We start from the raw sequence: 23,996 nt of genomic DNA on the forward strand, positions 1-23,996 counted from the left end.
CGACTCGGCTGTTTCGGTGCCGTTACCCCCGCGCGCCGGTTCTCGAAACATTCATTTCGTAGCGTCGCGGGCATGCTCGACCAGGCCGCGGAGATCTGCCGCCGCCTCGACGCCGGTCAGCGCGTCGCGGCGGCGACGCTCGTGCGCGTCGAGGGCAGCGCACCGCGGGCCGTGGGCGCCTCGTTCGTCGTCGGGTCGGACGGCACCGTGGCGGGCAGCGTGTCGGGCGGGTGCGTGGAGGCGGACCTCGTCGAGCGGTGCCGGGCGGTGCTCGACGGCGGACCCGCCCACGTCACGTCGTACGGGATCGGCGACGACCTGGGGGAGCCGGGGATCATGTGCGGCGGCACGATCACCGTGCTGGTCCACGAGGTGTCCGCGCTGCCGGCCGGTGCGCTGCACCAGGTGCGCCGGGCCGCCGAGGGCCTGGACGCGTGGATCGCGCTCGACGCCGACGGCGACGCGTGGACCGCCGAGGTGGGGTGCCCGGAGCCTGCTGACGACGGCCGTGCCGCGACCGCCGAGCCGCTGGTCACGCTGCGGACGCCGGCCGCGCAGCCGCTCCTCGTCGTCGGCGCGGGCGAGCACGCCGTCGCGCTCACGCACCTCGCCGCGGCGTGCGGGTACGCCGTGACCGTGCTCGACCAGCGCCCGTTGTTCGCGACCAAGGAACGCTTCCCCGACGCGTACGCCGTCGTCCGCGACTGGCCCGACCGCTGGCTCGCGGCGCACCCGCTGACGTCCACGCACGCGGTCGTCGTCCTGACCCACGACCAGCGCGTCGACGTCCCGACGCTGGCGACGGCGTTGGCCTCGCCGGCCCGGTACGTCGGGGCGATGGGCTCGCGCACGACGCACGCCCGACGCGTCGACGCGCTGCGGACGGCCGGGGTGCGCGGTGCGGCGCTCGCGCGGCTCCGCTCGCCGATCGGCCTGGACCTGGGCGGGTCGACGCCGGAAGAGACGGCGCTGTCGATCCTGGCGGAGGTCGTGATGACCCGGCACGGCGCGACCGGCCGGTCCTTGTCGACGACGACCGGTCCGGTCCACGGCCGCTGACCCGCCGTGCCGCCCGCGGGACCGGGCTCAGCGCAAGGGGTCGGCTGTCAGGCGGCGGCGGCGCCAGACGACGTCGAGGGCCCGGTTGCCCGACGGGTTCGGGTCGATGCGCTCCACCGTGAAGCCCTCGCGCTCGTAGAAGGCCGCCGCCCGGGCGTTCGCGGCGACGTGCTCGACGCACAGGTCGGTGACTTCGGGTGGCAGCCGGCGGACGAGGCCGTCGATGAGCCGTGGCCCGAGCCCGTGGCCCCGGAACGCCGGGTCGACGTACAGCTTGTACACGACGTGGTCGGCACCGTACCGCCCGCGCTGGCCGACGCCCACGCACGCACCGCCGACGTCGGCGACCACCACGCAGCTGGCCTCGACCCCGGCGGCGACGTAGCTCGGGTTCCACCAGTCGCGGACCTGCGCGTCGGCCGCCTCGTCGCCGATGAGCGGCGCGTAGTGCGCGCGGACGTGCTCCTGGCCGAACGCGCAGATCGCCGCGACGTCCGCGGGCCGGGCGTCGCGGACGTGGGGGACGGTCGCCGGGGGCGTCGACGGCTCCGTCACGATGCCTCGACCGGTGCGACCGGCTGACGCAGGATCGTGCGCAGGCGTTCGGGTGCGGTGCGGCGGGCGTCGCTCAGGTAGATCTCGTGGTGCGTGCCCGTCGGGCGTAGGCCGTGGGCGGGGAGGAACTCGTGGTGCATCGCGTCGAGCACCGGGGCCTCGGCGTCGTAGGGGCCGACGTGCAGGGTCTGCACCGCGAGCCCCTCGTCGAGCGCGTCCACACGGATCGCCTCGATGAGGGGTGCGCTGCCCTTGCGGGCCACGGCGGCACGGGCGGTCTCGACGTGCTCGGCGGTGATCCAGTCGGGCACCAGGCTGAGCAGGGTCCAGTCCCACCGGGACTTGTCGCGTCGGTCGGTGAACGCGGCCATGTCGTCGGACCACCACAGGCCCTCGAGCGGCGGGACCCCGTAGTCGCGGTCGAGCTCACGCTTGCTGAGGAACTTCAGGGTGTACGCGAGCGGGTAGATCGACGTCAGGGCGTCGCGGTACGCGTCGGACGTGTTCGGGTCGCCGTGCCCGTCGACCATGAGGTACCGCAGGGGCGGGACCGTGACGACGTCGAACCGGCCGCGCGTCGCGCGGTACGTGGGCGTCTGCTTGACGAGGTCGACCTTCACGGTGGGCACCTCCGCGTCCGCGACCGGATCATGTGACCACGTCCAGCCCGACGAACCGTAGCCCCGGAGCCCGGCAGACTGTAGTTCTGTCCCCGCTGACCTGCGCAGATGCTCAGAACGATTCTCGTGCGCAGATGCCCGTCACGACGGCCGCAGCGAGACGGGATCGTCTCGACTTCTCGTCACCAGGGCGGTCGGGTCGGCGGGCACTGGGTCGGAGGGTGCGGTCTTCACGGTGACGTGCTGCGCGCTGGGGTCGGGTGGCGGTACCAGAGTCGCCTTGCCCAGGCCGGTGGTGAGGGCGAGGAGGGCTACCCGCCGATGGGTCGGCTCAGGACGATGGTCGCCAGTTCGGTCGGATCGCGATGCTGGTCGTAGCGCCGCAACGCCTCGATGTACCGCTCCTTGTCGACGTCCCAGTCGTAGGTTGCCGGTGGTTCATCGGCACGTTGGGCGGCGAGAAGGGTGAGGTCCGCCAGCAGACGGGTCGAGCGACCGTTTCCGTCCGCGAAGGGGTGGATCCGGACCGTCTCCGCGTGGACAGCGATCCCTAGCTGATGGGCGCTCCAGTCCGAGGTGCGCTGCCACCGGTACAGGATCCCGTCGAGCGAGCCCCGCAGGTCCATGGCGATCTGTTCCGGGGCGACACCAAGGTTGAGCTCGTATCGCCGAAGCCTGCCGCCCCACGTCCAGATGTCTCCGTAGAGCCGGGCGTGCAGGTCTCGAAGGAAGCGATCGGTGATGACGTCCGCCACGCTGACGGTCCCATCGAGGACAGTGCTGACGAGGTCCTCGGTGACGGCTGTCTGGACCGCTTGTTCGAGGTCGTAGACGTCGGCCTTGGTCGGGGGGTCGGGCAGCGCGTCACGAGCGTCCGGGAGGAGGGCCGCAAGCTCGTCCCAGTCGAGAGGTGTCTCGCCGTAGCCGGGTTCGAGCGGTGTCACGAAGCGCGGCGGGTGCGCGCGGCGACGAACTTCTCGACCTTGGGGGAGCGAACGAACTCCTGCGGGACGACTCGGCCCTCGAGCTTGGCGGAGGCTCGGGTGGAACGCTCGGCGGAACGCTTGACCGCGTTCTTGTCGACGACTCGACGCTCCATGGCCGCCTCCTCCGTGTGCCAGGCATGCCATGTTACGCAGCCATCGCCGATGCCGGCCCGGCACGGCGCGATGAACGAGCGCGTCGAGAGGGTGGACCGGCAACTAGGGGCATTGCCCAGGTCGGGTGGACCTCAGCGCACCGGCTCGCCGATGGGGCTCACCTCGCCGATGCCCCCTGCGCCAGCCGCCAGACCCGGTCCTTCGTCATCGGGATCTCGTGCGGGCGCACGCCCAGCGCATCGCGCACCGCGTTGGCCAGCGCGGGTGCGACGGGGTTGTACGGGGCCTCGCTCATGGACTTCGCACCGTGCGGGCCGAGCCCGTCGCGGGTGCGGGCGAGCAGGACACGGGTCGGGGGGACGTCGGCCATCTGCGGGACGCGGTAGCCGCGGAGCGCGCGCGTGATTACGACCCCGTCGCGCAGCACCGTCTCCTCCAGCAGGGCCGAGCCGATGCCCTGCGCGACGCCGCCCTCGATCTGGCCGCGCAGCTGCTCGGGATTCAGCACGACGCCGGCGTCGGCGGCCTGCACCGACTGCAGGACCCGCACGGTGCCCGTCGCGGTGTCGACGGCGACGCGGAACCCGTGGACGTTGAACGCGACCGACCGCGGGCTGCCGTGGTGCGACCCCTCGGCGGATCGTGGGCCGAGCTCGGCGAACGTCACGAGCCGGTCACCGACGCGCACGCCGTCCGGTCCGACGACGGGGGCGTCGTGCGACGTCGGTGCGCGACCCGCCGCGACCCCTGCCTCGTGGGCGCCCTCGACGATCCCGCGCGCCGCCGCCACCAGGTCCTCGCGCAGCAGCGCCGCCGCCTGCGCGACCGCGCGCCCCGCGACGACCGATCCCGTCGACCCGTACGCCCCCGTGTCGTACCCCGCGCGGTCGGTGTCCGACTGCCGCAGCCGCACCCTGTCCGGCGTGGTGCCCAGGGCCGTGGCGACGAGCTGCACGTGCACGGTCGACGTGCCGTTGCCGAACTCGGCGGTGCCGACCGCGACCTCGTAGCGCCCGTCCGCGTCGACCGAGACGGTCGCTGTCGAGTGGTGACCGCGCGGCGGGATGGTCGCGATCATGGCGACGGCCATGCCCTCGCCCACGCGCCACCGCTCACCCATGGGCACCAGCGCGGCGTCGCCGGCCCGCGTCGTCGCCAGTGCGTCCTCAACCAGGTCGAGGCACTGCGTGAGCCCGTAGGACGGGGTGTCGTCGCCCGGCTCGACCAGCCCGTACCCCAGGTCCGTCGTCGTGTCGGCGTGGTTGACGAGGAACACGTCGCCGGGGCGCACGACGTTGCGCCGCCGCATCTCGAACGGGTCGATCCCCACCTCGCGCGCCAGCTCGTCGACCGCCGACTCCAGCCCGAACATCACCTGCCCCAGCCCGTACCCGCGGAACGCGCCGGACGGCAGCTGGTGGGTGTACACGGCCTCGGCGTCCACGCGCTTGGCCGGGCACCGGTACTGCGCGACCGACTCGTGGATGCCGTGGAACAGCACGCCCGGCGCGTGGTTGCCGTACGCGCCGGTGTCCGAGAGCACGTCCAGGTGCATCGCGGTCAGGCGCCCGTCGGCGTCGGCGCCCAGCGTGACCTCGACGCGCATCGGGTGCCGGCAGGGCGCCAGGGCGAGCTCGTCCTCGCGGGTCATCTCGTACTGCACGGGCCGTCCGGTGCGCAGCACGGCGAGGGTCACGAGGTCCTCGGTGAGCACCTCCTGCTTGCCGCCGAACCCGCCGCCGACGCGCGCCGCGACGACCCGCACGCGCTCGCGGTCGAGCCCGAACACGTGGCACAGCTCCTCGCGCACCAGGAACGGCACCTGCGTGCTGGTGCGGACCACGAGCCGGCCGTCGTCGTCGAGCCAGCCCACCGCCGCGTGCGTCTCCAGCGCCGTGTGCGACACGCGGGCCGTGCGCCACGTGCCCCGCACGACGTGCGCCGACGCCGCCAGCGCGGCCGCCACGTCGCCGACCTCGCCGTGGCTCGCGGCCACCACGTTGCGGGCCGGGTCGGCGATGCGGGACGCCGCGGCGTCCTTGTCACCGTGCACCAGCGGGGCCCCGGGGCGGCGGGCCTCCTCCGGGTCGAGGACGGCGGGCAGCGGCTCGTACTCCACGTCGATCAGCGCGCAGGCCGCCCGGGCGAGCGCCACCGAGTCCGCGACGACGGCCGCGACGCGCTGCCCGTGGAACCGCACGACGTCGTCGAGCACGCGCGTGTCGTCCGGGTCGTCCGTGCGGTGCTGGTGGCGGCCGGTCGAGAACAGCACGTCGGGGGAGTCGCGGTGCGTCAGCACGAGGTGCACGCCCGGCAGCGCCTCGGCGCGGCTCGTGTCGATCGCGACGACGCGCGCGTGCACGTGCGGTGAGCCCAGCACGGCCAGGTGCAGGAGGCCGGTCGGCACCTCGTCGAGCGTGAACGGCTCGCGCCCGCACACGATCCGCCGCCCCGCGGGCACGGCCACCGGGTCCCCGACGCCGCCGTCGCGCACGACGTTCGCCTTGCCCGCCAGCGCGTCGCGCACCGACCGGTACCCCGTGCACCGGCACAGGTTGCCCTTGAACCGGCGGACCAGCCCGTCCTCGTCGAGGTGCACGTGGCCGGCGTCGTCGGCCAGCGCCGTCGCGGTGACGACCATGCCGGCCGTGCAGAACCCGCACTGGAAGCCCTGGGCCTCGACGAACGCCTCCTGCACGGGGCTCAGCGCGTCGGGGGTGCCGAGGCCGGCGGCCGTCGTGACCTCGGAGTCGAGCGCGCGGGCCGCCGGCACGAGGCAGGAGTGGCGCGCCTGCCCGTCGACGAGGACCGTGCACGCGCCGCAGTCCCCGGAGTCGCAGCCCTTCTTCACCGCGACGTGCCCCTCCTGGCGCAGGAACGTGCGCAGGCACTGGCCCGGTGCGGGCGTCGCGGTGACGTCCTGGCCGTCGACCCTCATGCGGTCACCTCCTCGACGACCTCGTGCGCGAGCAGGGTCGTCACGGCGCGCCGCCAGTCCGGGGCGCCGTGCACGTCGTCGTACCACGTGATCCCCTCCAGGACCCTGCTGACCTGCGACGACGTCGGCACGGACGGGAACCGGAACCGGGCCGGGCGGGGCGTCGCGGCGGTCACCGTGAGCGTCACGCCACCGTCGGCGTCGCGCCGCGCGACGACCAGCGACGCCGAGCGGCCCACGGCCGTCAGCGACACCTGCCGCACCGCCGCCCGCGCCCGCAGCGCGTAGCCGGGCACGTCGAACGCGCGCAGCACCTCACCGGGCGCCAGCGTCGTGCAGCCGGGGCCGACGACGAGGTCGGCGACGGCCGAGCGGCGCTCACCACCGTCCGGCGTCCAGACCACGGCGACCGCGTCGAGGGCCACCAGCAGCGCCGTCATGGCACCGGCGGGCAGCGCCATCGCGACGTTGCCGCCGACCGTCGCCTGCCCCTGGACCTTGAACGACATCAGCAGGGCGTCCGCGCAGGCACCGACGAGCGGCCACGCGGCCCACGCGGGGTCGGGCACGTGCGCGGCGAGCTGCTCGACCGTGCACGTCGCGGCGACGCGCAGGCCGTCGGCGGTGCGCTCCAGCGGCTCCCACCCGAGCGTCGTCAGGTCGACGAGGCCCGTGACCCCGGGCTGCGGCTCGGAGAACAGCCAGGTGCCGCCGGCGAGCAGGCGCTCACCGGGCGCCAGGCGCAGGTCGGCACGCGTGCGGGCGGCCCGCAGGGACTCCACGGCGAGGTCCATCAGCGTGCCTCGACCTCTCCGAGCGTGCGGTACGCCGAGTCGATCGCGGCGACGCGCTGCTCACCCGTGCGTCCGCGCCGGGCCAGGACCGCGTCGGCGAGCGCGGCGACGACGGACGACGCGGCCGCGTACGAGTCGAACGCACCGCGGGCCTGCACCGGGCACTCCAGCCACCACGTCGCGTGGGCCGCCAGGGCTCGCGCGGTGGGGTCGGCGAGCAGCACCACGGGGGTGCCCGCGGCGTGCAGCCGCTCGGCGAGCGCGCGCACGCCCGGCGGGCGGCGGCGGAACGCGACCAGGACGACGGCGTCCTGCCCGGACAGGTCGACGACGTCCTCCGACCACGACTGCCCGGGCTGCGGGAGCAGCGTGACGTGCGGGCGCACCTGCGTGAGCTGCTGACGCAGGTGCAGCGCGACGGGGTAGCTGTTGCGCAGGCCCACGACGACGACGCGCGGCGCGTGCGCGAGCAGGTCGGCGACCGCGTCCACGTGCACCGCGAGGCTCGCCGCGGCCACGCGCACGGCGGCGCTCTCGGCGTCGGCGTGCGCGTCGAGGTCCGGCGCGGCACCGAGCGTCACCGGCAGGCCGTGGCCGCGCAGGCGCCGCAGGTGGTCGCGCACCTGCGTGAAGTCGTCGAAGCCCAGGCTGCGGAACAGGCGGCTCATGGTCGCCTTCGATACCCCCGCGAGGGTCGCGAGCTCGGCGGCCGAGTACGTCGCGAGGTCGCCGAAGTGCTCGAGCAGCACGTCGGCCCCCTTGCGCTCCTGGGGCGGCAGGTCCGCGTAGCGGGCGACGACGCGCTCGTCGAGGCGCAGACCGTCGAGCTCGGGTGCGGGCGGCGCGGCCGGCACGGCGGGTGCGGGTGGTGCCGGTGTGACGGCGGGGACCGTCGTCGTCACGCGGGTGCCTCCGCGTCGGCCCGGGCGGCGTCGGCCTGTGCGGCGTCCGCCTGTGCGGCGTGGGCCGCTGCTGCGTCGGTCCGCGTCGCGACGGTCCGCGCCGCGGCCGTCAGCGCGTCCAGCGCTGCCGCGACGTCGACCTCGCGCACCGACTCATCGGGGTGGTGGCTGATGCCGTCGCCGCAGCGCAGGAAGAGCATGCCGACGTCCGTCACGGCGGACACGGCCATGCCGTCATGCCCCGCCCGGCTCCACACGTCGAGGGGGTCGGTGTCACCGGTCGTCGCGACGCCGTCGCGCAGGGCGTCGCGCAACCAGCCGGCGCACGGGGTGGCGGGGGCCTCGTACACGTCGGTCACGCGCATCGTCAGGCTGCGCGCCGCGCAGACGTCGGCGATCCCGGCCAGCAGGGTCGCGCGCATCGCGTCGCGCTCACCGTCGGTCGCGGCCCGCAGGTCGACGGAGAACACGGCGCGGCCCGGGATGACGTTGACGGCGCCGGGCTCCACGGCGACCTGCCCGACCGTCGCGATCGCCCCCGAGTCGCGCACCGTCCGCTCGATCAGCACGATCGCCTCGGCGGCCCCGACGAGGGCGTCGCGTCGCCGGGGGTACGGCGTCCCACCCGCGTGCCGTGCCTCCCCGACGACCTCGACGCGGAACCGCTGCGCACCCGCGATGGTCGTGACCACGCCCAGCGAGCGGTCCGCCTCCTCCAGCAGCGGGCCCTGCTCGATGTGCGCCTCGAGGTAGGCCACCAGCTCGTCGGGCCGACGCGCGGCCGTGCCGACCAGCGCCGGGTCGAGCCCGAAGTCGCGGGCGGCCTGCTCGAGCGTCGTGCCGTGCGCGTCGCGCAGCGCCCACCACGCGTCGTCCCAGGTGCCGGCGAGCGCGCGGGACCCCAGCAGCGCGGTGCCGAAGCGTGCGCCCTCCTCGTCGGTGAACCCGACGACCTCCAGCGCGCACGGCCACGCGGGGACCTCGTCGCGCAGCCGCTCGGCAGCGGCGACGGCCAGCAGGACGCCGAGCATGCCGTCGTACCGGCCCGCGTCGGGCACCGTGTCGAGGTGCGAGCCGAGCAGCAGCGCCGGCAGGCCCGGCTCGCGTCCCTCGGCGCGTCCGCACAGGTTGCCGGCCTGGTCGCGCCACGTGCGCAGCCCGGCCGCGGCCATCCAGCCCTCGACCAGGCCCTGCGCCGCGGCGAGCGCGGGCGTCAGGTGCGCGCGGTCGAGGTGCTCCGCGTGCTCGCTGCACGCGGCGAGCGCGTCGCAGCGGCGCAGCACCTCGGCGGCGGACGTCACGCGGCGTACACCTCCTGCGCGGCGGTCACGCCGCCACCCGTCGGGACGGCCACGCCCTGCGTGCGCAGCACGTGCTCGAGCGCCGCGAGCGTGGTCAGCACCGCGTCCTTGCGCGCGTTGACGCCCATGGTCCCGATGCGCCACACCCGCCCGTGCAGCGGGCCGAAGGACGTGCCGATCTCGATCGCGAAGTCGTCGAGCATCGAGGCGCGCACCGCGTCGGCGACGACGCCCTGCGGGACCTCCACCGCGACGACGTTGTGCATCCTGTGCGCGACGTCGCCGAACACGCCGAGCCCGAGGCCCTGCACGCCCGCGAGCATCGCCGCCCCGGCGACGCGGTGGCGCTCGATCGTCGCGTCGAGCCCGTCCTCGACGACGATGCGCGCGCACTCGTGCGCGGCGTACAGCATCGACGTGGCCTCGGTGTGGTGGTTGAGACGCCGCGGGCCCCAGTAGTCGAGGAGCTGCGCGAGGTCGAGGTAGTTCGAGCGGATGACCGCGCCGCGCGGCTCGTCGTCGTCCGTGCGCAGGCCCTCCTCGACGTGACGTCGGGCCTGCACGACGTCCCGCGCGCGGTCCGACAGCGTGGCCGGTGCACTGCCCGACGGTCCGCCCAGGCACTTCTGCAGCCCGGCCGTGACGACGTCGAGGCCCCAGTCGTCCGTGCGCAGGTCGTTGCCGCCCAGGGACGCGGTCGCGTCGACGTACAGCAGGGCGTCGTGCTCGGCGCACACGGCGCCGAGGTCGGCCAACGGCTGACGCATCGTCGTGGAGGTGTCTCCGTGGACGACCGCGACGAGGCGTGGCCGGTGGGCGCGCACGGCGTCGGCGATGCGCTGCGGGTCGACGACCTGCCCCCACGGCGCCTCGACGGTCTCGACCACCGCCCCCGCACGCCGGGCGATCTCGACGAGCAGGTGGCCGAACCGCCCGAACACCGGGACGAGCACGCGGTCCCTGGGCTCGACGAGCGACACGACCGCCGCCTCGATCGCCGCGCGGGCCGTGCCGTCGACCAGCAGCGTCGCGTCGTTGGCGGTGCGGAACACCTGGCGGTACACGTACTGCGTCGCGTTCATGTACCCCGTCATCACCGGGTCGAACTGCCCGACCAGCGGGGCGGACATCGCGCGCAGCACGCGCGGGTCGGCGCTGATCGGGCCCGGCCCCATGAGCAGGCGGTGCGGGGGGTTCAGGGTCATGGGCGGCACGCTACGAAACGGCCGTTTCACCGAGGTTTCGGCCAGGTGCGCCGCGGGTCACGGACGCCCCAGGAGGCGGCCCGTGCCCGCGGTCACCGCCCCGTCGCGCACCACGACGCGCCCGCGCAGGACCGTGCCCGTGACCGACGCGGAGAGCTCGACCCCGTCGTACGCGCTGATGGGGTTGCGGTGGGCCAGCGCGTGCGCGTCCACGTGCAGCGGGACCCGCGGGTCGAGCACGAGGACGTCCGCATCGGCACCCGGTGCGAGGCGGCCCTTGTGGGGCAGCCCGACGAGGTCCGCGGTCCCCGTGGCCATCCAGCCGCTGACACGGGCGACGTCGATGCCCCGGGCCGCGGCGCCGTGGGCGACCGCCTGGAAGCCGACCTGCAGCCCGGCGACCCCGCCCCACGCCTGCTGCAGGTCCCCGTCACCACGCAGCTTCTCCTGCGCCGTCGCGGGGGAGTGGTCCGTGACGACCACGTCGATGATCCCGTCGAGCAGGCCGTCCCACAGGGCCTCCCGGTTGCCGGCGTCACGGATCGGCGGGCAGCACTTGTGCGCCGGCGACGCGTCGGGGATCGCCTCGGCGTCGAACGTCAGGTAGTGCGGGCACGTCTCCACGGTCACGGGCAGCCCCTCGGCGCGGGCGTCGGCGAGCAGGTCCAGCGCGCGGGCGCTCGACAGGTGCAGCACGTGCACGCGGCAGCCGGTCGTCCGGGCGCCCGCGACGACCCGCGCGATCGCGGCGGTCTCCGCCTCGTGCGGACGCGACGCGAGGAAGTCCCGGTAGGCACCGCCGGGGCGCACGGGCGCGTCCGCCAGCACCGCCGGGTCCTCGGCGTGGACGATGACGAGCCCGTCGAACGCCGCGACGGTCCGCAGCGCGGCGTCGAACGCCGCCGGTCCCAGGGGCGGGAACTCGTCGACGCCCGACGGTGACAGGAAGCACTTGAAGCCCATCACGCCCGCGTCCCACAGGGGGCGCAGGTCGTCCAGGTTGCCGGGCACCGCGCCGCCCCACAGCGCCACGTCGACCGAGAGCTGACCCGTCGCCGCGCGCCGCTTGGCGGCCAGGCCGGACGTCGTGGTGGTGGGCGGGATGCTGTTGAGCGGCATGTCCACGAGGGTCGTGACACCGCCCAGCGCCGCGGCGCGCGTCGCCGTGGCGAACCCCTCCCACGCCGTGCGGCCCGGCTCGTTGACGTGCACGTGCGTGTCCACGACGCCCGGCAGCACGTAGGCGTGGTCCGGGGCCGTGAGCACGGGCCCGTCGACCGGGGCGTCGTACGCGTCGACCGCTGTGATGCGGCCGTCCGCGACGTGCAGGGTCGCGGCGCGCAGGGTCCCGTCCACGAGGACCTGGCGGCCGCGGACGCCGGCGACGAGGTCGCCGGGGGCGGGTGCGGCCAGGCGGACGGCGGTGCCGGGCCCCGGCGTCGCGGGACGCGTGTCGTCGTCGGGTGCGGTGGTCGTCACGGCGCGGCCCTCAGACGAACCCGGGGACGCAGGCCCACACGTGCGGCACCGGGGCGTCGCCCTCGCGGTGCACGGCCGCCTCGATCAGTCCGTACGGGCGGTCGGCGGCGTAGAACACCTCGTTGTCGTTCTCCAGCCCGAACGGCTCGAGGTCGACCAGGAAGTGGTGCTTGTTGGGGCACGACAGCCGCACCTCGGCCACGTCGTCGCACGCCTCGAGGACGGCGCGGCCCATCTCGAAGATGGTGTGCTGCAGCGCGAGGGAGTGCACCTGCGCGAAGGTCGAGAGCAGCAGGTCGCGCACGATCGGGTAGCGGGTCTCGAAGTCCACGTCCGCGGTCCGCCACCGCCACCAGGCGGTCACCGACGTCGCCAGCACGCGGTCCTTCGTCTCCCCGAGCGTGGTGTACCGGTCGCGGGGGAAGCCCCAGAACTCCGAGCCCGTCGTCTTGAGCACCGTGGCCCCCGTGAACCCGGAGACGACGTGCGCCCCGTCGCCGCCCAGCTGCACGACGGTGCGCCGGGTCTCGCGCCCCGTGCGGACGAACGCGTGGTCGTGCGGCTCACCGTCGACAGCGATGCGGTCCCAGGCGTGCACGTCGGCGGCGAACCGTCCGCCGGTGACCTGCGCGAACTCCTGGACGAAGTGCCGACCCAGCCGCAGCAGGAACTGCTCGGGGGAGCCGACGCCGTGCTCCTTCGCGAACGCGTACACGGTGTTCTTCTGCGTGTCGGTGGCCACGACGTGGGCGTTGTCGCCGGTGGTGTGGCAGGCGGTGAAGTCGCCGCGCAGCTGCGTGGTGACCGTGAGGTCCTCGATCTCGTGCACCGCGGTGTCGCGCGTGACGCGCACGAGCCGCACCTCGGCCTTCCCGTACTGGTTGGTCCCCAGGACCACGTCTCCCACGGCCATCGTCAGCTCCCTCGGTACGTGGTGTAGGCGAACGGGCTCAGCAGCAGAGCCAGGTGGTAGTGCGGCTGGTCGGCGTCGACCAGCACCTCCAGGTGGACGGCGGCGTGGACCGTCGGGACGCCGGCGGTCGCGAACCACGCCGCCGTGTCGAACCGCAGGCCGTACCGGCCGGTGCCCAGGACCGTGTCCCAGCGCAGCCGTCCGTCGGCGTCGGTGCGAGCCGCCTCCAGGGGCGTGCCGTCGCCCGCCAGCAGGGTCACGGCGAGGCCGACGGCCGGGCGGCCGGCGACGGCGTCGAGGACGTGCGTGGAGCAGGTCGTCATGCGACCGGGCCCCCCGCCGGGACGGCCGCGGGGGCGGCGGGGACCGTGCGTGCGGCGTCCGCGGACGTGGCGCGCGGCGGGGCGTCGTGCGGGGCACGGGGCGCCGGGGCGTCCGTCACGAGCGACGTCAGGCGCAGGAGGGCGATCTCGCGGAGCTGCTGCGCGGTGACCTCGGCCTCGGTGAGGTCGTCGTGCGTGAGACGCTGCTCGAGCAGCGCGAGGATCTCCGCGCTGCTGCGTCCCGCGGCGCGCACCAGGTAGACGCGCCCGAAGCGCCGCTCGTACCGGGCGTTGCCGGCGGCGAGCCGCGCGGCGACGTCCGCGTCGGAGGCGTCCACACCGGACTGCTCGTGCGTCGACATCGCGGCCGTCGGGCCGTCGCCGCGGTGCCGCTCGCCGATGCGGGGGTGGTCGGCCAGCGCCCCGTCGACGTCGACGTGCGCCCAGGCCAGTGCCTGCTCGGCGGCGTGGGCCCGGAGGTCGCCGACCGATCGGTACGGACGCGCCGCGACGACGGTCGCCACCCACCACGGCACGTCGGCGCAGGCGCCCACGACGGCCTGCGCGTCCGCCACCGGCAACGCGTTGAACTCCTGCAGCAGCATCCCGTGTCCTCTCGCCCGCGCCGACCGTAGGCGCTGGATGTGTCCCCGAGGGAAACGGTTGTTTCAGCAGCGTGAATACGTGTGGCCGGTGCCGGTGCCCGTCGGGTCAGCCGGTGCCGGCGAGGTCGCGGGCGAGCGCCAGCAGGTCGCGGTCCCGTCCGGGTGCCGCGACGAGGCACACGCCGACGGGCAGCGGCGCCCGCCGTCCGACCGGGGGGAGATCGCCCGGTCCCGTCCCTCGCCGTGCGGGCAGCACCACCGCCGGCAGGCCGCCGAGCCCGGCGACGCACGTCAGCCGCAGCGTGGCCGCCCGCACGGCGTCGAGCTCGGCGGGGGCGGGACGCGGCGCGACGGACGGCGTCGCGGGGACGACCAGCACGTCGTCACCGACGAGGTCGACGATCCGGTCGCGGATGGACTCGCGCGCCGCACCCGCGGCCCGGCCCGCGGCGTCCGTCACCGTGGACGCGACGGCGAACCGACCGGCGACGTCCGCCCCGAGGGCACCGGGGTGCGCGCGCACCCAGTCACCGTGGGCACGCCAGGCCTCCCACGCCTGGAGCACCCGGAACACCTCGGCCCACGCGCCGAGGTCGACGTCGTCCCACCGGTCGGTCGGGGTGGCACCGGCCGCGTCCGCGAACGCGGCGACCCGCGTGGCCACGTCGTCCTGGGCGGCGGCGAGCAGGGCGTCGCTCACGACGAGCCGCCCCGACCAGGTCCCCGTGGTCCCGGTGGGCAGCAGCACGTCGCCGACCTCGGCGAGCAGGTCCGCGTCGCGGGTGAGCCACCCCACCGTGTCGAACGTCGGCGCGAGAGGTACCAAACCCGTCGTGGTGACGGCGCCGTGCGTCGTCCGCACCCCGAACAGGCCCTGGTACGACGCGGGCACACGGATCGACCCGCCGGTGTCGGTCCCCAGGCCGATGTCCGCCTGCCCGAGCGCGACGGCGGCGCCGGAGCCCGACGACGAGCCCCCCGGCACCCGGCCCGGCGCCCGGGGGTTGGGCGGTGTGCCCGAGTGCGCGTTCGTGCCCGCGAGCGAGTAGGCCAGCTCGTCGGTGCGGGCCACGCCGCGCACGTCCGCACCGGCGGCGAGCAGGCGTGCGACCGCCGTCGCGTGCGACCCCTCGACGTCCGCGTCGGCCAACCACTCCGGGTTGCCGGCTCCGACGCGCTGACCTGCGACCGCGAACAGGTCCTTCACCGCGACCGCCCGCCTCGCCAGGGGGCCGACCGCGGCTCCCGCGACCAGCGGGTCGCCCAGGACGCGCCACACGCGGGTGTCGGCAGCCGCCGCGGACGTGTGCACGTGCGCGGCGACGACCACCCAGCCGGTGGGTCCCCGCTCCCACAGCTGGGTCTGCTGACCGCGCCCGCCACGCAGCAGCTCGGTGACGGCGACGACGAGGGCGTGCTCGTCGTCCACGGTGCGCACGTGCACCTCCACCAGGCGGCGCGCCGGGGCGCCGCCGCGTGCCCCGCGGAAGGCCGCGATGCTGTCGTGCCCCACCAGGAGCCCCGTCGGGTCGCCGCGCAGCGTGTCCGGGCCGGGCGCGAAGAGCCGGTCGAGGGCGTCGAGGTCGTCGGTGCCCAACGCCCGCTCGTAGGCGCGGAAGGCCTCGAGCAGGCCGGCGGGCGGGTCCGTCCTCATGCGCCGACCCCGGTGCTCGGCCCGCCCTCGGGGGTGTCCCCGCTCGCGGGCTCCGCCAGGTCCGCGAGGCGGATCCGGGCGTGCACCCCGGTGACGCGGTCGACGACCTGCGACACGTCGAAGTCCGTCGCCGCCGACAGGTACGCCAGGGCGTGGGCGCGGTCCATGCCGAACCGGGCCTGCAGGAGGTCGAGCGCCGCACGCACGCACTTGCGCAGCGCCTCGTCCAGGTCGACGTCGAGCCCGGTGGGCACCAGGTGGTCCGCCGTGCGCACCAGGGGACCGCTCAGGGGGCCCAAGGCGGCGACGGCGTCCGCGCGCGGCAGCAGGTCGAACCGCAGCGTGACGCGCAGGGAGGCCTCGAGCGCCGTGAGGGCGACCTCGCCGTCGCCCTGGGCGAAGTGCGGGTCGCCGACGTAGGCGAGGGCGTCGTTCACCTGCACCGGCAGGTACAGCGTGGCACCGGCCTGCAGGAGGTTGATGTCGAGGTTGCCGCCGTGCGCGCCGGGCGGCACGGAGTGCGGGCGCTCGTCGCCCGCGACCGCGACCCCGAGGATGCCGGGGAAGGCGGCGACGGGGAACGAGACGGTGCGCGGGCTGCCGGCGGCGCGCGGCATGACGGCGCGGGTCCCGGACGCGTCCAGGTGGGCGAGGACGCTGACGACGTCGGCGCCCCCCTCGGGCATCTCGCCCGGCAGGGCGCCGCGCCCGTGCCGGTTCGAGATCACGCCGTAGGGCACGCGGGGCAGCGTCTCGAGCACCGTGATGGCCAGGACGTCGCCGGGACGCGCCCCGCGCACGGCGATCGGCCCGGTCACGACGTGCGGGCCGTCGTGCACGGGGTCGTGCGGGTGCGCGGACGCGGCGAGCGCGACGGCGTCGGACAGCACGTCCGTGAGCCCGTGGGCGCCGAAGTACGCGCGGGGGTCGCGGCCCTGGTCCTCCAGCAGCCCCTCGTGGCTGAGCGTGTCGACCGTGACCTCGGTGCCGGGGTCCACCGTGAGGACCGGGGCGTCGCCCGCGCACGGCAGCCGGCCCCACAGCACGTTCTCGGGGGTGGACGGCAGGTAGGTGGCGGCGCGCACGGGGCCGGTACCGGGGTCGAGCAGCATGCGCCGGACTGTAGGCGGCGTCGGTGTCCGGCATGTTGCGCGGTGCCACAGGGCTGTGGACGGGGCCCCGGACCGGCCGGTAGGCGGCACCTGATCCCGCGTCGACCCGACCACACGTCCGGCTGTCGGAGGGGTCGTCCACGGATGTGCCCGCCGGGTGCGGTGCCGGCACACCCCGGGCAGCAGGCTCGACGGACGCCCGACCTGGGACCGGTGGCGGAGGGAGGCACGGTGGAACGGGTACGCACGGCGACGGTGGTGGGGGTGGTCGGCGCGGCCGGCGGGGTCGGGGCGTCGACGCACGCGGCGCTGCTCGCGCGGCGGCTGTCACGGAGCACGTCGACGGTGCTCGTGGACCTCGACCGGGGCGGCGGCGGTCTCGACGTCGTGGTCGGCGTCGACGTCGTCGCGCTGCTGCCCCGCTGGGGCGCGTGCGCCGTGCTGTCAGGCGACCGGACGCGGTCGGCACCCGTCGACGCGGGGGTTCGGCTCGACGTCCTGCACGCGCTCGCGTGCGAGGTCGGGGCGCTCGTGCTCGACCTCGACCGCGCGGGCGTCGTGGACGGGGACGCGCCGCTCGCCGCGTGCGACGCGGTGGTCGTGGTCGCACGCCCCGACCTGCGCAGCGTCGCGGGCACGCTCGCGCTGCGCCCGCGGCTGCACGCGGCGGGGACCCGGTGCGGGCTCGTCGTCCAGGGGGCGGCGGGCCTGGGTGCCGCGGACCTGGCCGAGGCGAGCGGGTTGGAGGTCTGGCACCTGGGGCGCGCGGACCGTGCCCTCGCGGCGCGGGCCGAGCGAGTCGGGCCCGGTGGCCGCGGTCGCGCCGCGCGGACCGCCGACACCGTGGTCCGTCGGCTCGGGCTCACCGCATGAGCGTGGTGCCGAGCGGGCGCGGGGCGGGTGCGACGGCTGCCCGGAGCAGCGCACCCGCACGGCGTGCCCCGCCCGTCGCCGTCCTGGACCGGGTCCGCGCCGACCTGCGGGTACGTCCGGCGGGATCCGCGGACCTCGCGGTGCTGGTGGACGAGGCGCTGCGGGCCCACGGCACGCTCCTGGGGCCGGTGCCGCTCGCGGAGACGGTCCGCGCGGTGGCCGACGAGCTGGTCGGTGCCGGTGCGCTGCAGCCCTGGCTCGACGACCCTCTCGTCACCGACGTGCTGGTCAACGCGCCGCAGGAGGTGTGGGTGGAGCGCGCCGGGGCGCTGGTGCGCGTCCCGGTCGACCTGGGCACGCCGGCAGACGTCCGGGAGTTGGCCGTGCGCCTCGCGGCCGCCGCGGGGCGCCGCCTCGACGACGCGGCGCCGACCGTCGACGCCCGGCTGCCCGACGGCACCCGGCTGCACGCGGTGCTGCCGCCGCTGGCCGAGGCGTGCACGGTGCTGAGCCTGCGTGTCGTGCGGCCGCGTGGCTTCACGCTCCCGGACCTGGTGGCGGCGCGGGCCGTCGTGCCACCGCTCGTGCCGTTGCTCGAAGGGCTGGTCCGGTCCCGCAGCAACGTGCTCGTGTCCGGCGCCACCGGCGCGGGCAAGACGACGCTGCTCGCCGCGCTGCTGTCCCTGGTGCCGCACGACGAGCGCATCGTGCTGGTCGAGGAGGCGGGTGAGCTGGTCGCCGACCACCCGCACGTCGTCCGCCTCACGAGCAGGCCGGCGAACGTCGACGGTGCCGGCGGGGTCGGCCTTGCGGACCTCGTGCGACAGGCGCTGCGCATGCGGCCGGACCGCATCGTGCTGGGCGAGTGCCGGGGCGCGGAGGTGCGCGAGGTCCTCGCCGCGCTCAACACCGGCCACGAGGGAGGCTGCGCCACGCTGCACGCCAACACCGCGGCGGACGTCCCCGCGCGGCTCGAGGCGCTGGCGGCGCTCGCGGGCCTCGACCGTGCGGCGGTGGCCGCGCAGGCCGCCAGCGCGGTCGACGCGGTGCTCCACGTGCGACGCGTCCGGCGCGGGGCGGACGCCGGGCGCCGGTACCTCGCGGAGGTGGCGGTGGTCGACCGCGGGACGGACGGCGGGCTGCGCGTCACACCGGCCGTCGTGGTGGGGGAGGACGGGACCACCCGGACGGGCCCGGGCGCGCGGCGTCTGTCCGAGCGGATCGGGTCCGAGCCGTGAGGGCGTGCCTCGGCACACCGGCGGTCCGTGCCGACCGCGTCGGTGCCGGCCCGTGAGCGGCCTCGTCGCCGTGCTCGTGGCGCTCGCGGTCGTCGCCGCGGGGGGCCCGCCCGTGCGGCGCCCGCCCGAGGCGCGCCGAGGTCGTGCCCGCGGTCCGCGGGGCCGGCTGACGGCACGGCTGCGGGGCGGGTGGGGGCCGTGGCGCCGACGCGGCGCACCGTCCGGGCCCGACACCGACCTGGCCGGGCTCCTGCACGCCGTCGCGGCACAGCTCCGTGCCGGTGCCCCGCCCTCTGCCGCCTGGGCGCACGTGCTGGGCACGGCGGTCGACGGGCAGGTTCCCGACGTCGACGTGCTGATCGGGTCGACCGGTGCGCGCGGGGAGCGATCGCGCGCTCGCGCCGTCGTCGCCGGGGCCCGTGTCGCGTCCGAGACCGGCGCGCCGCTGGCCGACGTGCTGGCGGACCTCGCCGACGCGGTGGCCGCGGACGCGGAGCTCGCCGGCGACCTGGAGGCCGCCCTCGCCGGCCCGCGTGCCACCGCCCGGGTGCTCACCCTGCTCCCGGTGATCGGCCTGGTGGTCGGGACGGCCATGGGCGCGCAGCCGTGGCGGGTCCTGCTGGACGGCCGGCTGGGCAGCGGGCTGGCGGTGACCGGCGTGCTGCTGCTCGCCGCGGGGCGCGGCTGGGTCGCCGCCCTCGTGCGTCGGGCGGGTGCATCGTGAGCCCGCCCATGGTCGGGCTGGTCGTCGCGGTCGCCGTGCTGCTGGCGGGGTCGCCGTGGGTCGTCGCGCGTGCGCCGCGCCGGGTCGCGGGCGGGGCCGCGGCGTGGCGGGGCGCCGACGTCGCAGCCCGGCGGTGGTCGGCCGGTGCCCGGTCCCACCCCGCCGGTCGCGTGCACCGTCGCCGCGTCGGCCGGCTCGACGCGGACGTCCTCGACCCGGCGTTCGTCCTCAACCTGTGCGCCGCCGCCGTGCGGGGCGGTGCGGCCGTGCCGACCGCGCTCGTGGCGACCGGGCGCCACCTGCCCGGCGCCGAGGGGCAGGCGCTCGTGCACGTGGGGACCGCGCTCGGACTCGGGGCGTCCTGGCAGTCCGCGTGGGCGGGGGTGCCGCCGTCCGTCGCGGCGCTCGGAAGGGCGCTCGACGCGGGCCGCGGGGTGGGTGCGTCGCCCGGGCCGCAGCTGCGGGCCGCGGCCGCCCGCCTGCGACGTGAGCGCCGTGCGCGCGTGCGCGTCGCCGCCGGTGCGCTGGGCGTGCGCCTCACCCTGCCGCTGGGGCTGTGCTTCCTGCCGGCGTTCGTCCTGCTCGGGCTCGTCCCGGTGGTGGTCGGCCTGGCCGGTGACCTGCTCGGCGGTGGTCGGTGACGGCCGGGCGGGAGGGGCGGGCCGCACCCCGCTCACCCACCCACAGCCACCCGTGGTGGCGCGCCGTCCACCGGTGCACCCGGTCGACGCACGCGGTGAGGTGCCGCCCGAGCACGCTCGCCGCAGGAGCCGACCGGCTCCCGGCCCGCGTCGCGGGCCCGGTCCAGGACGAAGGAGCAGTGCGGCATGGGACGGACGATGAGGCAGGTGCCCGGTCACCCGGGCAGGGCGCCGGCGGTGCGGGCACGGGCCGCGGTGGGTCGGAGCTCGGTGGTGGTGTCGACCGTGGAGCGCCTGCGGGGCGTGCACGCGCGGGCGGGCGACGCGGGCATGGCGACCGCCGAGTACGCGATCGCGACGCTGGCGGCCGTCGGGTTCGCGGGGGTGCTGGTGGTCGTGCTGAAGGGGAACGAGGTGAAGGGCCTGCTCACGGGGATCGTGCGGCAGGCGCTCGGCGGATGACGCGGCGGCGCCGCGGTGCCGGCCCGGCCGCCGGTGCCGCGGTCGTCGGCGGTGACCGCGGCGCCGTCACCGCCGAGCTGGCCGTGGGTCTGGTCGCCGTGGCGGTGGTCCTGCTCGCCGTCCTCGCCACGGGTGCGGCGACGATCACGCGGATGGCCTGCGTGGACGCCGCCCGCACGGGTGCACGGGTCGCTGCCCTCGGTGAGTCCGACGCGGAGGTGAGTGCCGCAGCGCGCCGCGTCCTCGGCGCCCGTGAGGGACGGGTGGGCCTGACTCGGGAGGACGGGTGGGTGACGGTCGACGTGAGTGTCCCGTTCACCGGGTGGCCGGGCGGGATGCAGGCGCGTGCCAGCGCGACCGCACGGGCGGAACCGTGAGCACGCGAGCCGCCCTCGCCCGCGACGCGGGCTCGGGGTCCGTGCTCCTGCTCGCGGTGGTCGCCGTCGCGGTCGCGCTGGCCGGGGGTGCCGGGCTCGTGGGGTCGGCCCACGTCGCGGCGGCCCGGGCAGCGGCCGGGGCGGACCTGGCGGCGCTGGCCGGCGCGCAGCTGCTCGCGGACGGCGGGACCGACGCGTGCGACCGGGCGGCGGAGGCAGCCGGCAGGAACGGGGCGAGCATGGTCGCGTGCGCGGTCGGACCGCACGGTGCGGTCACCGTCGAGGTGCAGGTACCGGCCGTGCTCGGGTCCGCGCACCAGGTCGCCCGGGCCGGGCCGCGCGGGGCGACCGCAGCCGGGCGACGCGGGTCACGAGGGCGTGCCCACGGCGTGGGACAGCACGGTGGTGAGCAGGCGGAGGGCCGCGGCCTTGTCCAGCGGCTCGTTGCCGTTGCCGCACTTGGGCGACTGCACGCAGGCCGGGCAGCCGGTCGCGCACGGGCAGGCGGCGATCGCGTCACGCGTCGCGGCCAACCACACCGGCCCGAGCCCGAACCCCCGCTCCGCGAAACCCGCCCCACCGGGATGCCCGTCGTGGACGAACACCGTGGCGTGGCCGGTGTCGGGGTGCACCAGTGTCGACAGGCCACCCAGGTCCCAGCGGTCGCACGTCGCCAGCAGGGGGAGCAGCCCGATCGACGCGTGCTCGGCGGCGTGCAGCGCGCCCGGCGCGGCCTCCAGGGTCACCCCCGCGGCAGCCATGACCTCCGGTGGGGCGGTCCACCACACCGCCGTGGTCCGCAGCGTCCGTGCCGGCAGGTCGAGCTCGTGCGTGGACAGCACCTGCAGGTCCGGGATCCGTCGTCGCTGGTAGCCCACGACCTGCGTGGTGACGTCGACCTGTCCGTAGCACCACGTGACGGGCCCCCAGACGACCTCGCGCTCGACGTCGACCACGGCCGTCGAGGTGATCCACCGTGCCCACGTGCCGTGGTCGACGTCCCGCCGGGTCGCCAGGGCGACACCGTCGTCGAGGTGCAGCTCGTCCACCACGTAGGTCGCCCCGAGGTGCACGTACACCGCGCCGGGGTGGACGGTGGCATCGGCCGAGGCCGCGTCGACCGTACCCAGCAGACGTCCCGTCGCCGTCTCCACCACGCGCACCGGCTGGCCACCCGCGCCGCGCAGGTCGGTCATGCGGCTGGCGGGCTCGGCGTGCGTCCAGTACCACCCCGAGACGCGTCGACGCAGGATGCCGCGCTCGGTGAGCTCCGTGAGCAGCCCGAGGGCGCGGTCACCGAACAGCTCCAGCTCCTCCGTGCGCAACGGGCGCTCCGCCGCGGCGGCGCACAGGTGCGGCGCGAGGACGTAGGGGTTGCCGGGGTCGAACACGGTGGCCTCGACCGGGGCGTCGAGCGCCGCCTCCGGGTGGTGCACGAGGTAGGTGTCCAGCGGGTCCTCCCGGGCGACCAGGACGACGAGCCCCTCGGCGCCGGCGCGGCCGGCGCGGCCCGCCTGCTGCCACAGCGACACGCGCGTGCCCGGCCAGCCGGCGATCAGCACGGCGTCGAGACCGGAGATGTCGACACCGAGCTCGAGGGCGTTGGTGGTCGCCAGCGCCCGGAGATGACCCGCCCGGATGGCCCGCTCGAGGGCGCGGCGCTCCTCCGGCAGGTAGCCGCCGCGGTACGACGACACCAACGACGGCAGGGTCGGGTCGACGGCAGCCAGGTGGTCGCGGGTCGCCGCGGCCACCGACTCCGCACCGCGCCGCGACCGCGTGAACGCCAGCACTCGGGCGCCCGCCGCGACCAGGTCGGCGAGCAGGTCCGCCACCTCGGCGGTGGCCGTCCGCCGCGGGTTGTCCTGCGGCAGCGCGACGAGGTCCTCACCGGTGCCCAACGGCCCCGAGCCCTCGCCCGCCTCGGGCGCGGCCGGTTGCGCCGCGGTGACGTCCGGCGGGGTCGCGCCGCCGGACGTCGGGACGTCATCCGTGGCGTCGTCGTCCCCGGGGTCTGCCGCGTGCAGGTCGCGCCGTGGCACGGGGACGACCGTCGCCCAGGGGTCCTCGTCGGGCAGCAGCGACGCCCACGGCCCGCCGCCGCCCGGGAGCTCCGGCGGCTGCCACAGCACGAACGTCTTGCGGCCCGCCGGCGACGTGTCGACCGTGACGGCGTGGACGTCCTGCGCGGCCACGCCCAGGAGTCGTGCGGCGCTCGCGGCGGGGTCGGACGTCGTCGCCGACGCGAGGACCATCACCGGCGCCGCGCCGTACGCCGCGGCGAGCCGCCGCAGCCGCCGCAGCACGAGCGCCACGTGCGCACCGAACACACCACGGAACGCGTGGCACTCGTCGACCACCACGTACGCGAGCGACGACAGCAGGCGCGACCACTGCGAGTGCGCAGGGAGCATCGCGAAGTGCAGGAAGTCCGGGTTGGTGAGGACGACGTCCGCGTGCTCCCGCACCCAGCGCCGCTCGTCGCGCGACGTGTCGCCGTCGCACGTCGCGACGCGCACGTCCCGCGTCCCGGCAGCGGTGAGCAGCCGCTCCAGACCCGCGAGCTGGTCGGCCGCGAGAGCCTTGGTGGGGCTGAGGTAGAGCACGGTGGGTCGGCGACGGACCGTCTCGATGCGCCCCGGGTCGAGGAGCGTCCCGGCGGCCCCGCGACGCACGGCCGACAGCCCCGGCAACCAGAAGGCGAGCGACTTGCCCGACCCGGTCGACGTCGCCAGGACCGTGTGACGCCCCGACCACGCCGCGTCCGCCGCGTCGACCTGGTGCTCCCACGGCCGCTCGACACCGAGGGCCCGGTAGCCACGCACCAGGTCCGGGTCCGCCCAGTCGGGCCAGTCCGCGCGGCGGCCCTCCCGGGCCGGGAGGTGCCGCACGTGGGTCGCTCGGTCCGCCCGCCGGCCACCGGCGAGCAGCACGTCGAACAGCTCGCCCGGCCCCACCCCCCGATCCTCCCACCACCCTCGCCCGCACCGGCAGCGCCCTCGCACCCGCGTCCCCCGAGAGAGTGCGGCCCGGCCCGCGCCCCTCCTGACCTGGCATGTGACGGCTGGATGGCGCACCCGCCGGTGGGGTGGGGCGTCGTCGGAGGCCAGGTGGGGGAGGA

At 76.3% G+C, this 23,996-nt stretch carries 23 protein-coding genes and 1 pseudogene; 8 read left to right on the forward strand and 16 right to left on the reverse strand.

The window, feature by feature from the left end; all coding sequences use genetic code 11:
* Positions 1 to 72: 72 nt before the first annotated feature.
* Positions 73 to 1,059: an XdhC family protein gene (locus J1G43_RS05865; RefSeq protein ID WP_207378136.1), complete on the forward strand. Its 987-nt coding sequence runs from the start codon at positions 73 to 75 to the stop codon at positions 1,057 to 1,059.
* A gap of 27 nt (positions 1,060 to 1,086) precedes the next feature.
* On the opposite strand, the gene J1G43_RS19585 is transcribed toward J1G43_RS05865, so the two are convergent.
* The 15 genes from J1G43_RS19585 to J1G43_RS05940 form a co-directional block, all read right to left on the reverse strand.
* On the reverse strand, positions 1,087 to 1,614 hold the full coding sequence (locus J1G43_RS19585; protein ID WP_207378137.1) for a GNAT family N-acetyltransferase: 528 nt from the start codon (positions 1,612 to 1,614) through the stop codon (positions 1,087 to 1,089).
* Positions 1,611 to 2,234, reverse strand: a complete 624-nt coding sequence (locus J1G43_RS05875; protein WP_207378138.1) for a GyrI-like domain-containing protein — start codon at positions 2,232 to 2,234, stop codon at positions 1,611 to 1,613. The genes J1G43_RS19585 and J1G43_RS05875 overlap by 4 nt, the downstream gene beginning before the upstream one ends.
* Before the next feature lie 311 nt (positions 2,235 to 2,545).
* On the reverse strand, positions 2,546 to 3,178 hold the full coding sequence (locus tag J1G43_RS05880; protein ID WP_207370205.1) for a Fic family protein: 633 nt from the start codon (positions 3,176 to 3,178) through the stop codon (positions 2,546 to 2,548).
* The gene (locus J1G43_RS05885) at positions 3,175 to 3,333 is read right to left on the reverse strand and encodes a hypothetical protein (protein ID WP_207370206.1); all 159 of its coding nucleotides are present in this window, start codon (positions 3,331 to 3,333) and stop codon (positions 3,175 to 3,177) included. Before J1G43_RS05885 ends, J1G43_RS05880 begins: the two co-directional genes overlap by 4 nt.
* A gap of 158 nt (positions 3,334 to 3,491) precedes the next feature.
* Entirely contained in the window at positions 3,492 to 6,272 is a 2,781-nt protein-coding gene (locus J1G43_RS05890) for a molybdopterin-dependent oxidoreductase (protein ID WP_207378139.1), read from the reverse strand.
* Positions 6,269 to 7,066 (reverse strand): FAD binding domain-containing protein, encoded by a 798-nt coding sequence (locus J1G43_RS05895; protein WP_207378140.1) that lies wholly within the window; start codon positions 7,064 to 7,066, stop codon positions 6,269 to 6,271. The genes J1G43_RS05890 and J1G43_RS05895 overlap by 4 nt, the downstream gene beginning before the upstream one ends.
* Complete coding sequence (locus J1G43_RS05900; protein ID WP_307859488.1) at positions 7,066 to 7,968, reverse strand: MurR/RpiR family transcriptional regulator; 903 nt, start codon at positions 7,966 to 7,968, stop codon at positions 7,066 to 7,068. Before J1G43_RS05900 ends, J1G43_RS05895 begins: the two co-directional genes overlap by 1 nt.
* Positions 7,965 to 9,269, reverse strand: a complete 1,305-nt coding sequence (locus J1G43_RS05905; protein WP_207378141.1) for an allantoate amidohydrolase — start codon at positions 9,267 to 9,269, stop codon at positions 7,965 to 7,967. The genes J1G43_RS05900 and J1G43_RS05905 overlap by 4 nt, the downstream gene beginning before the upstream one ends.
* Positions 9,266 to 10,474, reverse strand: coding sequence for an alanine--glyoxylate aminotransferase family protein (locus J1G43_RS05910; RefSeq protein ID WP_242635216.1), 1,209 nt, complete (start codon positions 10,472 to 10,474; stop codon positions 9,266 to 9,268). Before J1G43_RS05910 ends, J1G43_RS05905 begins: the two co-directional genes overlap by 4 nt.
* 57 nt (positions 10,475 to 10,531) lie before the next feature.
* A complete protein-coding gene (gene allB, locus J1G43_RS05915) occupies positions 10,532 to 11,887 on the reverse strand; it encodes an allantoinase AllB (protein WP_207378291.1) in 1,356 nt (451 codons plus the stop codon).
* Positions 11,888 to 11,963: 76 nt separating this feature from the next.
* The gene (gene pucL / locus J1G43_RS05920; RefSeq protein WP_207339167.1) at positions 11,964 to 12,866 is read right to left on the reverse strand and encodes a factor-independent urate hydroxylase; all 903 of its coding nucleotides are present in this window, start codon (positions 12,864 to 12,866) and stop codon (positions 11,964 to 11,966) included.
* A gap of 2 nt (positions 12,867 to 12,868) precedes the next feature.
* Complete coding sequence (uraH, locus tag J1G43_RS05925; protein WP_207378142.1) at positions 12,869 to 13,189, reverse strand: hydroxyisourate hydrolase; 321 nt, start codon at positions 13,187 to 13,189, stop codon at positions 12,869 to 12,871.
* Positions 13,186 to 13,794: a 2-oxo-4-hydroxy-4-carboxy-5-ureidoimidazoline decarboxylase gene (uraD, locus tag J1G43_RS05930; protein ID WP_207378143.1), complete on the reverse strand. Its 609-nt coding sequence runs from the start codon at positions 13,792 to 13,794 to the stop codon at positions 13,186 to 13,188. The genes uraH and uraD overlap by 4 nt, the downstream gene beginning before the upstream one ends.
* A gap of 106 nt (positions 13,795 to 13,900) precedes the next feature.
* On the reverse strand, positions 13,901 to 15,448 hold the full coding sequence (locus J1G43_RS05935) for an AtzH-like domain-containing protein (protein ID WP_207378144.1): 1,548 nt from the start codon (positions 15,446 to 15,448) through the stop codon (positions 13,901 to 13,903).
* Positions 15,445 to 16,560 (reverse strand): acetamidase/formamidase family protein, encoded by a 1,116-nt coding sequence (locus J1G43_RS05940; protein WP_207378145.1) that lies wholly within the window; start codon positions 16,558 to 16,560, stop codon positions 15,445 to 15,447. The genes J1G43_RS05935 and J1G43_RS05940 overlap by 4 nt, the downstream gene beginning before the upstream one ends.
* 231 nt (positions 16,561 to 16,791) lie before the next feature.
* Between J1G43_RS05940 and J1G43_RS05945 the strand changes: the two genes are divergently transcribed.
* The 7 genes and pseudogenes from J1G43_RS05945 to J1G43_RS19780 all read left to right on the forward strand — a co-directional run.
* A complete protein-coding gene (locus tag J1G43_RS05945) occupies positions 16,792 to 17,433 on the forward strand; it encodes a pilus assembly protein FlpE (protein ID WP_307859490.1) in 642 nt (213 codons plus the stop codon).
* Positions 17,430 to 18,671 carry a TadA family conjugal transfer-associated ATPase gene (locus J1G43_RS05950; protein WP_207339162.1) on the forward strand — a complete coding sequence of 414 codons (1,242 nt, stop codon included), beginning with the start codon at positions 17,430 to 17,432 and terminating at the stop codon, positions 18,669 to 18,671. Before J1G43_RS05945 ends, J1G43_RS05950 begins: the two co-directional genes overlap by 4 nt.
* Positions 18,672 to 18,723: 52 nt before the next feature.
* Entirely contained in the window at positions 18,724 to 19,395 is a 672-nt protein-coding gene (locus tag J1G43_RS05955; protein WP_207378146.1) for a type II secretion system F family protein, read from the forward strand.
* Entirely contained in the window at positions 19,392 to 20,036 is a 645-nt protein-coding gene (locus J1G43_RS05960) for a type II secretion system F family protein (RefSeq protein ID WP_307859491.1), read from the forward strand. The genes J1G43_RS05955 and J1G43_RS05960 overlap by 4 nt, the downstream gene beginning before the upstream one ends.
* 285 nt (positions 20,037 to 20,321) lie before the next feature.
* Positions 20,322 to 20,498, forward strand: a complete 177-nt coding sequence (locus J1G43_RS18955) for a DUF4244 domain-containing protein (protein ID WP_307859492.1) — start codon at positions 20,322 to 20,324, stop codon at positions 20,496 to 20,498.
* A complete protein-coding gene (locus J1G43_RS05970) occupies positions 20,495 to 20,875 on the forward strand; it encodes a TadE family type IV pilus minor pilin (RefSeq protein WP_207339159.1) in 381 nt (126 codons plus the stop codon). The genes J1G43_RS18955 and J1G43_RS05970 overlap by 4 nt, the downstream gene beginning before the upstream one ends.
* A pseudogene (locus J1G43_RS19780) lies at positions 20,872 to 21,201 on the forward strand (Rv3654c family TadE-like protein); the annotation flags it as partial. The gene J1G43_RS05970 and the pseudogene J1G43_RS19780, both read left to right, overlap by 4 nt.
* A 42-nt stretch (positions 21,202 to 21,243) precedes the next feature.
* On the opposite strand, the gene J1G43_RS05980 reads toward J1G43_RS19780, so the two are convergent.
* Positions 21,244 to 23,832, reverse strand: coding sequence for a DEAD/DEAH box helicase (locus J1G43_RS05980; protein ID WP_207378147.1), 2,589 nt, complete (start codon positions 23,830 to 23,832; stop codon positions 21,244 to 21,246).
* Positions 23,833 to 23,996 lie beyond the last annotated feature (164 nt).

It is taken from the genome of Cellulomonas sp. zg-ZUI22 (genome assembly GCF_017353535.1).
GTDB lineage: Bacteria > Actinomycetota > Actinomycetes > Actinomycetales > Cellulomonadaceae > Cellulomonas > Cellulomonas wangleii.

What these genes read in the sequence shown, in the direction of transcription:
- J1G43_RS05865 (WP_207378136.1), top strand. Translation starts at nt 73, where the DNA reads ATGCTCGACCAGGCCGCGGAGATCTGCCGCCGCCTCGACGCCGGTCAG.
- J1G43_RS05885 (WP_207370206.1), bottom strand. Translation starts at nt 3,333, where the DNA reads ATGGAGCGTCGAGTCGTCGACAAGAACGCGGTCAAGCGTTCCGCCGAG.
- J1G43_RS05890 (WP_207378139.1), bottom strand. Translation starts at nt 6,272, where the DNA reads ATGAGGGTCGACGGCCAGGACGTCACCGCGACGCCCGCACCGGGCCAG.
- J1G43_RS05895 (WP_207378140.1), bottom strand. Translation starts at nt 7,066, where the DNA reads ATGGACCTCGCCGTGGAGTCCCTGCGGGCCGCCCGCACGCGTGCCGAC.
- J1G43_RS05910 (WP_242635216.1), bottom strand. Translation starts at nt 10,474, where the DNA reads ATGACCCTGAACCCCCCGCACCGCCTGCTCATGGGGCCGGGCCCGATC.
- pucL (WP_207339167.1), bottom strand. Translation starts at nt 12,866, where the DNA reads ATGGCCGTGGGAGACGTGGTCCTGGGGACCAACCAGTACGGGAAGGCC.
- uraH (WP_207378142.1), bottom strand. Translation starts at nt 13,189, where the DNA reads ATGACGACCTGCTCCACGCACGTCCTCGACGCCGTCGCCGGCCGCCCG.
- uraD (WP_207378143.1), bottom strand. Translation starts at nt 13,794, where the DNA reads ATGCTGCTGCAGGAGTTCAACGCGTTGCCGGTGGCGGACGCGCAGGCC.
- J1G43_RS05935 (WP_207378144.1), bottom strand. Translation starts at nt 15,448, where the DNA reads ATGAGGACGGACCCGCCCGCCGGCCTGCTCGAGGCCTTCCGCGCCTAC.
- J1G43_RS05940 (WP_207378145.1), bottom strand. Translation starts at nt 16,560, where the DNA reads ATGCTGCTCGACCCCGGTACCGGCCCCGTGCGCGCCGCCACCTACCTG.
- J1G43_RS05950 (WP_207339162.1), top strand. Translation starts at nt 17,430, where the DNA reads ATGAGCGTGGTGCCGAGCGGGCGCGGGGCGGGTGCGACGGCTGCCCGG.
- J1G43_RS05970 (WP_207339159.1), top strand. Translation starts at nt 20,495, where the DNA reads ATGACGCGGCGGCGCCGCGGTGCCGGCCCGGCCGCCGGTGCCGCGGTC.